This window comes from Agrococcus casei LMG 22410 (assembly GCF_900163565.1).
GTDB classification, from domain to species: Bacteria; Actinomycetota; Actinomycetes; order Actinomycetales; family Microbacteriaceae; genus Agrococcus; species Agrococcus casei.
On sequence record NZ_FUHU01000038.1, the window covers coordinates 110,490 to 124,302 of the forward strand.

General features: G+C 66.3%; 13 protein-coding genes. 10 read left to right on the top strand and 3 right to left on the bottom strand.

Translation table 11 applies throughout. From position 1 onward, the window contains the following. The first annotated feature begins 4 nt into the window (after positions 1-4). On the top strand, positions 5-472 hold the full coding sequence (locus tag CZ674_RS09330) for a hypothetical protein (protein ID WP_086992248.1): 468 nt from the start codon (positions 5-7) through the stop codon (positions 470-472). A gap of 24 nt (positions 473-496) precedes the next feature. Here the strand turns inward: CZ674_RS09330 and CZ674_RS09335 are convergent, their stop codons facing one another. Continuing rightward, positions 497-1,081, bottom strand: a complete 585-nt coding sequence (locus tag CZ674_RS09335; protein WP_086992249.1) for a TetR/AcrR family transcriptional regulator — start codon at positions 1,079-1,081, stop codon at positions 497-499. Positions 1,082-1,210: 129 nt separating this feature from the next. Between CZ674_RS09335 and CZ674_RS09340 the strand changes: the two genes are divergently transcribed. The 4 genes from CZ674_RS09340 to CZ674_RS09355 all read left to right on the top strand — a co-directional run bounded on the left by CZ674_RS09340 (position 1,211) and on the right by CZ674_RS09355 (position 5,237). After that, positions 1,211-1,852 (top strand): IMPACT family protein, encoded by a 642-nt coding sequence (locus CZ674_RS09340; RefSeq protein ID WP_086992250.1) that lies wholly within the window; start codon positions 1,211-1,213, stop codon positions 1,850-1,852. Between the two features lie 98 nt (positions 1,853-1,950). Then, positions 1,951-2,157, top strand: coding sequence for a hypothetical protein (locus tag CZ674_RS09345; RefSeq protein ID WP_086992251.1), 207 nt, complete (start codon positions 1,951-1,953; stop codon positions 2,155-2,157). A gap of 124 nt (positions 2,158-2,281) precedes the next feature. After that, a complete protein-coding gene (valS, locus tag CZ674_RS09350; RefSeq protein WP_086992336.1) occupies positions 2,282-5,005 on the top strand; it encodes a valine--tRNA ligase in 2,724 nt (907 codons plus the stop codon). Between the two features lies 1 nt (position 5,006). Next, positions 5,007-5,237 carry a hypothetical protein gene (locus CZ674_RS09355; protein ID WP_086992252.1) on the top strand — a complete coding sequence of 77 codons (231 nt, stop codon included), beginning with the start codon at positions 5,007-5,009 and terminating at the stop codon, positions 5,235-5,237. Here CZ674_RS09355 and CZ674_RS09360 read toward each other — a convergent pair. Beyond that, the gene (locus CZ674_RS09360; RefSeq protein ID WP_327078619.1) at positions 5,221-6,108 is read right to left on the bottom strand and encodes a dihydrodipicolinate synthase family protein; all 888 of its coding nucleotides are present in this window, start codon (positions 6,106-6,108) and stop codon (positions 5,221-5,223) included. The genes CZ674_RS09355 and CZ674_RS09360 overlap by 17 nt on opposite strands. Before the next feature lie 43 nt (positions 6,109-6,151). On the opposite strand from CZ674_RS09360, the gene CZ674_RS09365 reads away from it, so the two are divergent. The 3 genes from CZ674_RS09365 (at position 6,152) to CZ674_RS09375 (ending at position 9,852) form a co-directional block, all read left to right on the top strand. Next, positions 6,152-8,185, top strand: coding sequence for a M3 family metallopeptidase (locus tag CZ674_RS09365; protein ID WP_086992254.1), 2,034 nt, complete (start codon positions 6,152-6,154; stop codon positions 8,183-8,185). Positions 8,186-8,314: 129 nt separating this feature from the next. After that, a complete protein-coding gene (locus CZ674_RS09370; protein WP_086992255.1) occupies positions 8,315-9,127 on the top strand; it encodes a MerR family transcriptional regulator in 813 nt (270 codons plus the stop codon). 89 nt (positions 9,128-9,216) lie between these two features. Then, positions 9,217-9,852: a hypothetical protein gene (locus CZ674_RS09375; protein WP_086992256.1), complete on the top strand. Its 636-nt coding sequence runs from the start codon at positions 9,217-9,219 to the stop codon at positions 9,850-9,852. Positions 9,853-9,911: 59 nt separating this feature from the next. Here the strand turns inward: CZ674_RS09375 and clpX are convergent, their stop codons facing one another. Then, complete coding sequence (clpX, locus tag CZ674_RS09380; protein ID WP_086992257.1) at positions 9,912-11,189, bottom strand: ATP-dependent Clp protease ATP-binding subunit ClpX; 1,278 nt, start codon at positions 11,187-11,189, stop codon at positions 9,912-9,914. A gap of 95 nt (positions 11,190-11,284) precedes the next feature. Here clpX and CZ674_RS09385 point away from each other — a divergent pair, with 95 nt between their 5' ends. Next, complete coding sequence (locus CZ674_RS09385; RefSeq protein ID WP_086992258.1) at positions 11,285-11,977, top strand: copper resistance CopC family protein; 693 nt, start codon at positions 11,285-11,287, stop codon at positions 11,975-11,977. A 118-nt stretch (positions 11,978-12,095) separates the two neighbouring features. Then, positions 12,096-13,775: an ABC-F family ATP-binding cassette domain-containing protein gene (locus tag CZ674_RS09390; RefSeq protein WP_086992259.1), complete on the top strand. Its 1,680-nt coding sequence runs from the start codon at positions 12,096-12,098 to the stop codon at positions 13,773-13,775. Positions 13,776-13,813 lie beyond the last annotated feature (38 nt).

The window sequence follows — 13,813 nt, forward strand, 5'->3', positions numbered from 1 at the left end:
GCTCATGAGAAGACTTGCTCTGCCGACGGCCGCCCTGCTTGCGCTCTCGCTCGTCGGGTGCGCTGGCCTCTCGCTGCCCACGCCGTCAGCCCCCGAGCCGAGTGAGTCATACCCGACCATCAGCTCTGACGAGGTCACCTCCGAGCAGTGCCGCGCAGCGGTCGACCAGCTCAACGGCCTCTCGAAGACGATGGCACAGCTCAAGGAGAGCCTCGACAAGGGCGACGTCTTTCAGCTGATCGGGCTCATCGACCAGGCGAAGACGCAGCTGAGCGATCTCGGCCAGGGCATCGAGGGCGACGCCGAGCTGCAGGCGCACTTCGAAGACCTGCGCGCGACAGCAGAGGCGCTGACCGGCAAGCTCTCGAACATCGACACCGAAGACCCGCTGGCGTCGCTGCAGGACATGCAGACCGAGCTGGCTGCGCTGCAGCAGCAGATCGAAGCGGTCACCGCCTACTGCACGTCGTAGGGGCGGCTGCAGTTTGCCTGTGCGCTACTTCGCCTCGTAGGCGACGAGCGGCTCGAGTCCGCGGCGCACTGCGTCCGCAGCCGGCTCTGATGCGTGCTGCATCCAGGCGCGAATCGAACCGAGCGCGGCACCGACGATCGCCCTCGAGATCGTTGCGGGACGCGGCGATTCGGGCAGCGAGTCCTCAGCGAGGGCGATGTGCACTGCGAGACGCTCGGCGGCTTCTTCGAAGCGCTTGCCTCCTGTGTTCTGCAGCACCTCTTCGACGTGCATGAGCTCGGCGTCGCGCAGAATCTGCGGCACGCTGTCGCCCCAGGGCTCGACGGCCTGCACGACAGCCTCGATGCATTCGCGCACGGGCTTGCGAGCACCGGACTCTGCCGCCTTCGGCTCAACCGCTTCAATCGTGGGCTCGAGGTAGTGCCACAGCGCATCGGCCTTGCCGCCAGGAAGGTAGGTGAAGAACGACCCGCGAGACACTCCTGCGCGCGCAGCGATGTCATCGATGGATGCCTCTTCGAATCCGACTTCGAGAAACAGCTCGACGGCTGCCTCTGACATGGTTCCGACAGAAGAGACCTTCGGGCGTCCGCGTCCGCGTTTCTCCATGTGCCGCACACTCCTTCTTGTTCCGGCGAGACTCGCTGTCCGCCGGTGGCCTGCTATCGAATCCTACTGTGCGACCGCGTCGTGTCGAGATGCCCTCGCCCGGTTCGAGCCAGTCCGTAGACTCGTCCCATGCCCGACCCCGCGATCACCGACTATGCGTCGATCGCCCGCGACGCGTCGATCGAGAACGAGATCCAGCGATCGCGCTTCATCGGAGTCGCGGTTCGCGTCTCGTCGCTCGAGCAGTTCACCGAGCACGTGCGACTGCAGCGCAGGGCGCATCCGGATGCGCGACACGTCTGCACGGCAGCGGTCGTGGGAGCAGGCGGCGAGGCGAGCAGGTCGAACGACGACGGCGAACCGTCAGGCACGGCCGGAGCCCCCATGCTGCAGGCCATCCTCCAGCAGCGGCTCACCGACGTCGGCGTGATCGTGGTGCGCTACTTCGGCGGCACCAAGCTGGGTGCGGGCGGCCTGATCCGCGCATACGCGGGGGCGGCGACGGATGCGCTGGCCGCCGCAGGCCGCAGACACCGGGTCGCGACGCGGCAGCTGCTGCTGACGCTGCCGATTGCAGACGCGGGCAGGATCGAGCACGCGCTGCGCGTGCAGGGGCTCGAGCCCGAGGTCACGTACGGCCTCGACGCCTCGCTCGTGGTCGACGTCGACGCTGACCGGCTCGCGTCGGTGCGCGATCAGCTGGCATCGCTCGGCGTCGAGCACCAGTTCGGCGAGCGCGGCTTCCGCGAGGTCGTCTCGCCGCGGTGCTGAGGCGTGCGGCTGCCCTGGCACCGAGGCTTCACTCCAAAGGGAGTTCAGACCGGCGCTCGGCCCCCATCGACCCTCCGCCCGCCCGTAGACTGGCACCCATGTGGAAGACGCCCCAGAAAGCCATCACGCCCATCCTGTTTCTCATTGCAGGCCTCGGCATGATCGCTGCCGGCGCACTCCGGCCCGACGAGGGCTGGATCTCCACGGTCATGATCATCGCCGGCGTGCTCTTCCTCATCAATGCGCTGCTGCAGTGGGTGCTTCGCAGCCGCGAACAGCGGGAGCGCGACTCGAACGACCGCTGACCCGGCGCACTCCTGCGACTTGCAGGTACACTCGATGCGACAACCAGGCATCACTGTCGGCCCATGAAGCTGGCATAAGACGCGATGCCGTGCAGATCGATCAGCAGAGGTGACAGCCATGAGCATGCCCGACAAGCCCGCACTCGAAGGACTCGAGACCAAATGGGACGCACAGTGGGAACAGGCTGGCGTCTACGCCTTCCGTCGCGATGAGGCGACGCGCGAGACCGTCTACTCGATCGACACTCCCCCGCCCACGGCGTCGGGATCACTGCACATCGGCCACGTGTTCAGCTACACGCACACCGACATCGTCGCCCGCTTCCAGCGCATGCTCGGCAAGCAGGTCTTCTACCCCATGGGCTGGGACGACAACGGTCTGCCCACCGAGCGCCGCGTGCAGAACTACTACGGCGTGCGCGTCGACCCGACGCTGCCGTACGACCCCGACTTCACTCCCCCGCACGAGGGCGGCGACGGCAAGAGCATCAAGGCCGCCGACCAGCAGCCGATCTCACGCCGCAACTTCATCGAGCTCTGCGAGCGCCTGACTGAAGAAGACGAGCAGAAGTTCGAAGAGCTGTGGCGCACCCTCGGCATCTCGGTCGACTGGAAGCAGACCTACCGCACCATCAGCGACGACACCCGTCGCACGAGCCAGCTCGCGTTCCTGCGCAACCTCGAGCGCGGCGAGGCATACCAGTCGGATGCGCCGACCCTGTGGGACGTCACGTTCCGCACCGCAGTGGCCCAGGCAGAGCTTGAAGACCGAGACCAGCCTGGCGCGTACCACACGCTGCTCTTCACGTCACAGGACGGCGACCTCCGCATCGACACGACCCGGCCCGAACTGCTGCCGGCCTGTGTGGCTGTTGTCGCGCATCCGACTGACGAACGCTACAAGCACCTCTTCGGCACCGAGGTCGAGACCCCCGTGTTCGGCGTCAAGGTTCCGTTCGTCGCGCACGAGCTCGCACAGCCCGACAAGGGCACCGGCGTCGCCATGATCTGCACCTTCGGCGACACGACTGACGTCACCTGGTGGCGCGACCTGCAGCTGCCGAACCGCTCGGTGCTCGGCTTCGACGGTCGCTTCGTGAGCGAAGCCCCGGAGGCGATCACCAGCGAGTCCGGTCGCGCTGTGTACGCAGAGATGGCCGGCAAGACGGTGTTCTCGGGCCGCAAGGCGCTCGTCGACGCGCTGCAGGCCGCAGGTCGCATGATCGGCGAGCCCAAGAACATCACCCACCCGGTCAAGTTCTTCGAGAAGGGCGACAAGCCGCTCGAGATCGTCTCGACCCGCCAGTGGTACATCAAGAACGGCGGTCGTGACGCCGACCTGCGCGAGCGCCTCATCGAGCTCGGCCGCTCGATCGACTGGCACCCCGACCACATGCGCGTGCGCTACGAGAACTGGGTGAACGGCCTCACCGGCGACTGGCTCATCTCGCGCCAGCGCTTCTTCGGTGTTCCGGTGCCCGTCTGGTACGCGCTCGACGCCGACGGCAACACCGACTACGACAAGGTGCTGCTGCCCACGCCCGACCAGCTGCCGCTCGACCCGTCGACCGACCTGCCCTCCGGCTACACGGCAGACCAGCGCGGCGTGCCCGGCGGCTTCGTCGGCGAGGTCGACGTCATGGACACTTGGGCGACCTCGTCGCTCACACCGCAGCTCGTCGGCGGCTGGGGCGGCCGCGATCAGGAGCTCTGGGACCTGCTGTTCCCGTTCGACCTGCGCCCTCAGGGCCAGGACATCATCCGCACCTGGCTGTTCTCGACCGTCGTGCGCTCGAACTTCGAGAACGGCAAGGCGCCCTGGAAGAACGCGGCGCTCTCGGGCTGGATCCTCGACCCCGACCGCAAGAAGATGTCGAAGTCGAAGGGCAACGTGGTCACCCCGCAGGGGATGCTCGAAGCCCACGGCTCAGACGGCGTGCGCTACTGGGCCGCGTCGAGCAAGCTCGGCATGGACGCAACGCTCGATCCGCAGAACCCCAAGATGATCAAGATCGGCCGCCGCCTCGCGATGAAGGTGCTGAACGCCGCGAAGTTCGTCTACCAGATGGAGGGCGAGGCGGGCGACATCGCCAACCCCATCGACATCGACATGATCGGCGAGCTTCGCAACGTGATCGAGAAGTCGACGGCATCGCTGAAGGCATACGACCACGCGAAGGCGCTCGACACGATCGAAACGTTCTTCTGGACGTTCTGCGACGACTACCTCGAGCTGGTGAAGGAGCGCGCCTACTCGGGCGACCCCGTCGGCCAGGGCTCGGCGATCCGCGCGCTGCGCAGCGCCATGGAAGTGCTGCTGCGCCTGCTCGCGCCGTACCTGCCCTTCGCGACAGAAGAGGTCTGGAGCTGGACGCACGACGACTCGGTGCACCTGGCCAAGTGGCCCACCGTGCACAACCTGCCCTCGTCGGCTGAGTCGCGCGGCATCCTCTCGGCTGTTGGCCAGGCGCTCATCATGGTGCGCCGCGCGAAGACCGACGCCAAGGTGTCGCAGAAGACGCAGGTGCAGTCGGTGACGATCGCTGGCCCCGGCGAGGTGCTCTCGCGCATCGAGCAGGCCTCGGGTGACCTCGCGGCTGTCGGCCGCATCGGCAGCCTCGAGTTCGTGGCCGGCGACGAGCTCGAGATCCGCGAGCTGCAGTTCGCAGACGGCGAAGGCCCCGCAGCGCCGGCAGCAGCCGAGCCCTCCGGAGTCGACCTGCCGACGCAGGCGATCCCCGTGCAGCAGCCCGCAGCCGAGCAGCCGAAGGATGAGCCCGCCAACTCGTGGGACCTCCCGACGCAGGCGATCGAGACCCGCGACCTGCCCGGCAGCGAAGGGCGCTGACATGCAGATCGGCAAGCGCTGGGCCGTCGGAGATGACCCTCCTGCGTCGCTGCACCTCGGCATCCGCCAGGCGATCCGCGACGAGGAGCAGACGCTCTACGATCTCGACGCCGACGTCAGCACGTGGGGCTGGACGCTGACCTACCTTGAAGGCGAGCCCGTCGTCACCCTCGACGACGGCACCGTCATCACCAACGTCGACGGCGACATCGAGGTCAGTCGAGAAGACTGAGCGCGTCGGCGACCTGCTGCCTGGCTGGCGCCGGGAGTCCGCGGATGGGCTTCGGCAGCGAGTCTGCGGCGACGAGTCCCAGGTGCTCGGCGATGGCCGCGGTGACTCTGAGGCTGCCGTGCTCGGCGAAGAGCTGCCAGAAGCCACGGAGCCGGTCTGACTCGGCGAGCGCCGCATCCGCGTCTCCGCTTCTCGCGGCACGTGCGATGTCGATCGCAGCCTCAGGCAGCACGCCGCCGATGACCGAGTGCCACAGATCGCAGCCGGCCAGCAGCGCTGACGCCGCGGTGCTGTCGCCCGAGATGCCGATAGCCACGTTCTGCGGAATCACGGCACGAATCTCGCGGATGCGCGGCTCGACTCGGTCGGGCGCAGGTGGCGGAATCTTGATGGCCGCGACATTCGGCAGCGCAGCCACGCGGGCAACGAGCTCGGTCGTGAACGTGAAGTGCGTCGTGCCGGGGTTGTCGTAGACGGTCAGCGGCACCGAGAGGCCTCGGGTGACGTCGTCGAAGAGGCCGAAGACCTCGTCGTCGCTCAGGGCTTGGTAGCTCATGGGTGCCAGCAGCACGCCGTCGGCCCCGGCCTCCTGAGCCTCTTCGGCAAGCGCCTGCACCTGCGACGTTCGCAGCGCGCCGATGCCCACTGACACCGGCACACCGTCAGCCGCAGCAACCGCCGCCTCGACGACCTCGCGTCGCTCGGCACGACTCAGATACGCGTAGGAGCCCGTCGAGCCGAGCACGCTGATCGTGTCGACCTCGGCAGCAGCCAGGCGGGCTACGACACGCTCGAATGCAGGCCGGTCGAAGGCATCATCGCGAAGCGGCGTGAGTGGAAAGGCACTGACTCCTGTGGGCACACGACTCATGGTGCTGACGCTACAGGATCGTCTGCGGCGATAGCCTGAAGCCATGACGAATCCGTTCTTCGAAGCATCGACGCTTCCGTACCAGCTCCCACCGTTCGACCAGATCCGCGATGAGCACTTCGCACCCGCATTCGACGCGGGCTTCAAGCAGCACCTGAGCGAGATCGACGAGATCGTCGCGCAGACCGACGAGCCGACATTCGACAACACGATGGTTCCCCTCGAATCGTCAGGAGCGATCCTCGAGCTCGTCGCCCATGTGTTCTTCTCGATGACCTCGACCGACAGCAGCCCAGCCCTCGAAGAGCTCGACGAGCAGTATGCCCCGAAGCTCGCGGCTCACAGCGATGCCATCTCGCTCAATCCGGCCCTGTACGCACGAATCAAGACGCTGCACGACAGCCCCGACGCAGCCTGGACCGACGAGCAGCGCTACCTCGTCGAGCGTCGCTACCAGGAGATGACACTCGGCGGTGCGGGCCTCGACGACACCAAGACCGACCGCCTCAAGCAGATCAACCAGCGTCTCGCGAGCCTCACGACCCTGTTCGAGAAGAACCTGCAGGCAGAGACCAACGACCTCGCCGTCGTCATCGATGACGTCGCAGAGCTCGACGGCCTGGCCGAAGGTGAGATCGCATCGGCAGCCGCTGCCGCAGCCGACCGCGGCCTCGAAGGCAAGTGGCTCATCACGCTGCCCCTGTTCTCGGGGCACCCGCTGCTCGCCTCGCTCACCAACCGCGACGTGCGCGAGCGCGTCATGCGCGCATCCCTCTCGCGTGCCTCCCGCGGCAATGAGCACGACAACTCGGGCGTCGTGCTCGAGATCACCCGCCTGCGTGCTGAGCGCGCTGGTCTGCTCGGATTCTCGTCGCACGCCGAGTACATCACGGCCGACGAGACCGCGAAGTCGCCAGAGAACGTCGCGGCGATGCTCGACAAGCTGGCACCCGCGGCACGCAGGAATGCGGATGCAGAGGCGGATGCGCTGCGCACGGAGATCGAGGCGGCCGGCGGTTCGCACGAACTCGCCAGCTGGGACTGGGCGTTCTACACCGAGCGCGTTCGGGCCAAGAAGTACGACGTCGACACCGCGGCGCTTCGCCCCTACTTCGAGGCCGACCGCGTGCTGCACGACGGCGTCTTCTTCGCAGCGAACTTGGTCTACGGGCTCACCTTCACGGAGCGCACCGATCTTGTCGGCTACCACCCCGACAACCGCATCTTCGAGGTGTTCAACCAGGACGGCTCGGCGCTCGGGCTCTTTCTGCTCGACCTCTACACCCGCGACTCGAAGCGCGGCGGCGCGTGGATGAACCCCCTCATCTCGCAGAACACCCTGCTCGATCAGCCCACCGTCGTCATGAACAACCTCAACGTGCCGAAGCCGCCGCAGGGCAAGCCGACGCTGCTGACGTTCGATGAGACCTCGACGCTGTTCCACGAGTTCGGGCACGCGCTGCACGGCCTGCTGGCGAAGGTGACCTACCCGTCATTCTCTGGCACGAACGTCTTCAGGGACTTCGTCGAGTTCCCCAGCCAGGTGAACGAGCTGTGGATGCTGTGGCCCGAGGTTGTCGAGAACTACGCCAAGCACTTTGAGACCGGCGAGCAGCTGCCGCGCGAGATCATCGAGCGCATCGAGGCAACCGGCTCGTTCGACCAGGGCAAGGGCACGAGCGAGTACCTCGCCGCCGCGCTGCTCGACCAGGCGTGGCACCGGATCACCGCTGACGACGAGATCACCGACGTTGCAGAGTTCGAGCGCCAGGCCCTCGAAGCCGCTGGGCTCTTGAACCCCGTGGTTCCGACCCGCTACTCGACGACGTACTTCCAGCACGTCTTCGCGGGCGGATACTCGGCTGGGTACTACTCGTACATCTGGAGCGAAGTCATGGATGCCGACACGGTCGAGTACTTCAAGTCCTCGGGTGACGTGCGCGCGATCGGCGAGGCCTTCAGGCAGAAGGTGCTCGGCGTCGGCGGCTCGAAGGATCCCATCAAGGCCTTCGAGGAGTTCCGCGGCCGTCCGGCCGACATCGCTCCGCTGCTGGAGCGACGCGGCCTCGCCGGCTGACGTCTCGGACCTGCACTGATGCTGTGTGGCCCCGCTTTCGAGCGGGGCCACACCTGCATTCAGCTGACCGAAGCGGCGTGGAATACTGCCACTTGACCCTCACACTGTGTGAAGCGATGGAGTGAACACATGCTGTCCATAGGAGCCTTCGCTCAACTCGGCCAGGTGACGCCGCGCATGCTGCGCCACTGGCATGCCGAGGGGCTCCTGGTGCCTGCCGAGACCGACTCGGCGTCTGGGTATCGCGCATATGACCCGTCGCAGCTTGAGCGGCTGCACCGAATCGTCGCGCTGCGACAGCTCGGCATGGGTCTCACCGAGATCACGCTGCTGCTGCAGCACGGCATCGACTCGCACCAGATCGCGTCGGTGCTCGCCAGCCGCAGGCTCGAGATCGAGTGCGACCACCGGATCAGTCAGGCACGACTCACTGATGTCGAACGACGGCTCGTACAATTGCGAGAGGAACACACCATGTCACCCATTGAGATCATCCAGAAGCCGTTGCCTGCCCTCCGTCTGGCGGCGAAGTCGACGAAGCTCGCCGGCCGTCATGAAGTCTCCGAGTATGTCGGACCAACCTTTGACAGCATCGCCGCGGTCATCGGTCATGTGAAGGGAGCCCTCGACACCCCGGTTGTGCAGTACGACATGGTTGACGACGGTCTCGAAGTCACGGTCGGCTATGCCTGCTCCGCAGCCCCGAACGCGGCCTTCGACATCGTCGAGCTTCCTGCAGTCGAGATCGCGGTCTGCGGAGTGCACCTCGGTGAGATGTCGGGAATCGCCGCGTCGTGGCAGGCGATTCACGAGGAGATCGCGGCACGACGAATGTCGCCCACCGGGCCATGCCGTGAGCTGTATGTGCGCGCCGAATCCGACGACCAGGCTGACTGGGTGACTGAGCTGCAGCAGCCGGTCACATCGGGTGCTGCCGGTTGATGCGATCCAGCGACGCTCCACCTGCGCTCGGGAACACTTTTCTCGCACACATTAGTCTCGGTGTGTCCGCACAATCAGGAGGATGACCCATGGCATCTCGCAAGAAGCTGTTCGCAGTCGGCGCCATCGCCGCCAGCGCGCTGCTGGTTTCCGCATGTTCAGGCGAACCAGAAGAAGCACCCGCTGAAGAGACCGCTGTCGAAGAGACAACCGCTGCTCCAGAAGAGACGCAGGAGGAGCAGGCTGAGTCGAACGGCGATGTGACCGCACCCGGCACGACGCTCGCAATCGGCGACACCGCTGTTGTCGAGCACCCGGTCGACGGCGAAGACGGAGTCACCGGTCTGCTTTCGGCAACCGTCAACAGCATCGATGCTGGCAGCGTCGACGACCTGGCCGAGCTCGACCTCGGCGAGAGCGCTGATGGCCTCGTGCCGTTCTACATTCAGATCTCGGTCGCCGGCGTCGACGAGACATCGGATGCACTCGAGGGCTCGCTGCTGACCAACGCCTTCGGCGGTCTTGCCGACGGCACGCCCGCACAGGGGCTCAACATCATCGGCAGCTTCGACGTCTGCGACACAGATGCACTCGAAGAGTGGGGCGCTGACGCCTCGCAGGACATCTGCATCATCTCACTCGCTCCCGAGGGCACCGAGGTCGACTCCGTGCAGTACACGCCTCGCGACGAGAACTACCGCGCTGACCCCGTCATCTGGGAGTAATCAGCAGCACGCACGAAGAAGCGGCCCGGCTCTGTGCCGGGCCGCTTCTTCGTGCGCAGCTACGCGCTGAGCTCTTCGAGGTCTTCTGGCGTCAGGATCTCGGGCTTGCCTGTTCCTTCGACGGCCTCGCGCGTGACGACGACGCGAACGACGTCGGGCTCAGACGGAATGTCGAACATGACCGGGTTCAGCACGTCTTCGAGAATCGCGCGGAGCCCGCGAGCACCTGTCTTGCGAGCGACGGCGAGGTCTGCGATCGCGTTCAGCGCCTCATCGTCGAAGTCGAGGCGAACGCCATCGATCTCGAACATGCGCTGATACTGCTTCACGAGCGCATTGCGCGGAACCGTCAGGATGTCGACGAGCGCCTCGCGGTCAAGCGACGAGACTGACGTCAGCACTGGCAGGCGCCCGATGAACTCGGGGATCAGACCGAACTTGTGCAGGTCTTCGGGCATGACCTCGTCATAGAGCTCGAGATCATTGCGGTTCGCCTCGATGGGCGCACCGAAGCCGATGCGCTGCTTGCCGCTGCGGCCGCGGATGATCTCTTCGAGCCCTGCGAAGGCGCCGGCGACGATGAACAGGATGTTCGTCGTGTCGATCTGCAGGTACTCGCTGTTGGGGTGCTTGCGCCCTCCCTGCGGGGGAACCGAGGCCACGGAGCCCTCGAGGATCTTCAGCAGAGCCTGCTGCACGCCCTCGCCTGAGACGTCGCGGGTGATGGATGGGTTCTCGGCCTTGCGAGCGACCTTGTCGATCTCGTCGATGAAGATGATGCCGTGCTCGGCTCGCTTGATGTCGTCGTCGGCAGCCTGGATGAGCTTCAGCAGGATGTTCTCGACATCTTCGCCGACGTAGCCCGCCTCAGTGAGGGCTGTCGCATCGGCGACCGCGAACGGCACATTCAGCTTGCGTGCGAGCGTCGACGCGAGGTACGACTTGCCCGAGCCCGTGGGCCCGACCATGAGGATGTTCGACTTCGCGATCTCGACCTGCTCGCTGGCCTCTTCGGCGCTGGAGATCTGCTTCGACTCCTGCAGCCGCTTGTAGTGGTTGTAGACGGCAACCGAGAGCGCCCGCTTCGCGCGGTCCTGCCCGATGACGTACTCGTCGAGCGCCGCGAAGATCTCGCGCGGCTTCGGCAGCGTGAACTCCTCGTGGGTCTCGCTGTCGGTCTCGGCCGCCGAGCGCTCGGCGATGATCTCGTTGCAGAGCTCTACGCACTCGTCACAGATGTAGACCGCAGGCCCTGCGATCAGCTGCTGCACCTGTTTCTGGCTCTTGCCGCAGAATGTGCACTTGAGCAGATCGCTGCTCTCACCAAGTCGTGCCACTGAAACACCTCCAAGAAAGTCTGCTTCGAGGTTATCGGCTGCCAGTGACACGAGTTGCAGGCACACCGGTTTGTTACACGAAGTAGGCTGGAGTCATGCAGATTCTCGCCGCTCTCGCCATGTTCTCCGTCGCCATCCTCCCCGCTCACGCGGCTGTCGTCGACTCCACGGTCTCGAACGGCGACACACTGACCGAGGCACCCGAATCGTTCTCGGTCACGATGAACGAAGACATCCTGCAGGTGGCGGGCGTCGAGACGGCGAATGTGCTCTACATCCAGGATGCAGAGGGCAACTACTACGGCGACGGATGCGTCACGGTCGACGGCACCACCGCGAGCATCGAGCCCGCGCTCGGCGAGGCCGGCGAGTACACGTTCTCGTACACCGTCGTCTCCTCAGACACCCACGCGGTCTCCGACACCTTCAACTTCACGTGGGAGCCGGAAGCAGACTTCGCCGCCGCAGAGGCGCAGGCCGAGGCGCCGACGTGCGGAGCAGCTGAAGAGTCGACTGAAGCCACAGAAGAGGCGACAGAGGCCGAGCCCACGGACGACGCGGCGACCGAAGACGCAGCCGAAGAAGACGCGACCGAGGATGCCACCGCATCCGACTCCGAGACCACAGGCGAAGAAGACGCCGGACTCCCCGGCTGGGCGTTCGCAGTCATCTCGATCGCGCTGCTCGCACTGATCGTCGGCGTCATCATCGGCAACTGGGTCAAGGCCCGCCGTCAGATCGAAGACAACCGTGCGAACGACGACGGGGCTCCCGAAGTCGACCGGTAGGGGTTGAGCGCGAGGCTGCACCACTGCTAGCGTCGCTGACGTGAAGCACTGAGCATCGACCACGTTCTGCGCCTGAGGCATACGCCCGGCAGAGCTCGAATCGATCTCTGGACACCTCATGTCTTTCGTCTCCGGCGGCACGATTGCCGCATCCGCTCACATCTCCGTCGACGGCGTCTCGCTGTCATTCGCAGGCAGACGCGTGCTCACCGACATCAGCTTCTCGGCCGCATCAGGGTCGAGAACCGGACTGATCGGCGAGAACGGGTCAGGCAAGTCGACGCTGCTCAACGTCATCGCAGGTGACCTCCGACCCGACTCCGGCACGGTGTCGGTGCACCTCCGAGGCAGCAGCGAGCCGAGCATCGGCATGCTGCGCCAAGAGCCGGAGTTCGCACCGGGCGCCGACGTTCGCAGCGTGCTCGACGACGCTGTGGCGCGCATCCGTGCCGCCGGTGACGCCCTCGAGACCGCAGCCGCGCTGCTGGCCGAGCACGCCGACGACCCGGCCGCGCAGCTCGAGTACGCTGCGGCGCTCGATCAGGCAGAGCGACTCGACCCATGGGGGCTCGATGCACGAATCGAGCGGGCTCTCAGCGGCCTCGGCCTGGGCGGCATCGCGCTCGACTCCCCCGTTGGCACGCTCTCGGGCGGCCAGCGGTCTCGCACTGCTCTCGCCGCGCTGCTGCTCGGCGACCCCGATGTGCTGCTGCTCGACGAGCCGACGAACCACCTCGACGACGCCGCATCCGCGTTTCTCGCCGGTGTGCTCCGCGACAGGCAGGGCCCGGTCGTCATGGCGAGTCACGACCGCGCGTTCCTCGACGATGTCGCAACCGGCCTCATCGACCTCGACCCGTCGCAAGACAGCCCGGCAGCGGGCATGGGCGTGACGCGGTTCACCGGCACCTACACGGCGTACCTGGCGGCGAGGGCGGATGCGCGAGCGCGGTGGCAGCGACAGCACGACGACGAGCAGGCGCAGCTGAGACGCCTGCGCGCCGGAGTCAGCGAGAGCCAGACGCACGGTCATCCCGAACGCGGCCCCCGCACAGAAGCACGCGCTTCGAAGAAGTTCTATGCCGACCGCAACGCCAAGACCGTGGCTCGGCGGGTGAATGACGTGCGCGCGAAGCTCGACCGACTGGAGCAGGATCAGATTCAGAAGCCGCCGCGCGAGCTGAGCTTCGCTGGCATCCCCTGGCGCACGACGTTGGCTGCCGCGGGCCCGGTGCTGACTGCTGCCGACGTGGCAGTCGAAGGCCGCCTGCTGCCGACGACCGTCTCGATGTCGAGCGGTGAGCACCTGCTCGTGACCGGCGCCAACGGCTCTGGCAAGTCGACGCTGCTGCACGTGCTCGCCGGTAGGCTGCAGCCGACTGGCGGATCAGTGCAGACCGCACCCAGGCAGCGCATCGGCCTGCTCTCGCAGGATGCCCAGCTGCCAGACCCTCACGAGCGCGGGCCTGACCGCAGCGCGCAGCAGGCGTACGAAGATGCTGTGGGACCTCGGCTCGCCAGCCGCGTGCCACTGGCAGACTTCGGCCTGCTCGCCGAACGCGACGCTCGGCGTCCGGTGGCTCAGCTCAGTCGCGGTCAGGTGCAGCGCGTGGCCCTGGCAGCAGTGCTCGCTGCCGCACCCGACGTGCTGCTGCTCGACGAGCCGACGAACCACCTCTCGCTGCTGCTGGTGACGCAGCTGGAGGAGGCCCTCGTCGAGTATCCGGGAGTCGTGGTCGTCGCCAGCCACGACCGCTGGCTGCGCGAGCGATGGCACGGGCTCGAGCTTCGGCTGTGAAGCGCTGCGCGGGCGGTGGTACCTGGGTATGAGTGCTG

Bases quoted from the DNA above. Each gene is read 5' to 3' on its own strand.
- CZ674_RS09330 (WP_086992248.1), top strand. From the start codon at position 5: ATGAGAAGACTTGCTCTGCCGACGGCCGCCCTGCTTGCGCTCTCGCTC.
- CZ674_RS09335 (WP_086992249.1), bottom strand. From the start codon at position 1,081: ATGGAGAAACGCGGACGCGGACGCCCGAAGGTCTCTTCTGTCGGAACC.
- CZ674_RS09340 (WP_086992250.1), top strand. From the start codon at position 1,211: ATGCCCGACCCCGCGATCACCGACTATGCGTCGATCGCCCGCGACGCG.
- CZ674_RS09345 (WP_086992251.1), top strand. From the start codon at position 1,951: ATGTGGAAGACGCCCCAGAAAGCCATCACGCCCATCCTGTTTCTCATT.
- valS (WP_086992336.1), top strand. From the start codon at position 2,282: ATGCCCGACAAGCCCGCACTCGAAGGACTCGAGACCAAATGGGACGCA.
- CZ674_RS09355 (WP_086992252.1), top strand. From the start codon at position 5,007: ATGCAGATCGGCAAGCGCTGGGCCGTCGGAGATGACCCTCCTGCGTCG.
- CZ674_RS09360 (WP_327078619.1), bottom strand. From the start codon at position 6,108: ATGAGTCGTGTGCCCACAGGAGTCAGTGCCTTTCCACTCACGCCGCTT.
- CZ674_RS09365 (WP_086992254.1), top strand. From the start codon at position 6,152: ATGACGAATCCGTTCTTCGAAGCATCGACGCTTCCGTACCAGCTCCCA.
- CZ674_RS09370 (WP_086992255.1), top strand. From the start codon at position 8,315: ATGCTGTCCATAGGAGCCTTCGCTCAACTCGGCCAGGTGACGCCGCGC.
- CZ674_RS09375 (WP_086992256.1), top strand. From the start codon at position 9,217: ATGGCATCTCGCAAGAAGCTGTTCGCAGTCGGCGCCATCGCCGCCAGC.
- CZ674_RS09385 (WP_086992258.1), top strand. From the start codon at position 11,285: ATGCAGATTCTCGCCGCTCTCGCCATGTTCTCCGTCGCCATCCTCCCC.
- CZ674_RS09390 (WP_086992259.1), top strand. From the start codon at position 12,096: ATGTCTTTCGTCTCCGGCGGCACGATTGCCGCATCCGCTCACATCTCC.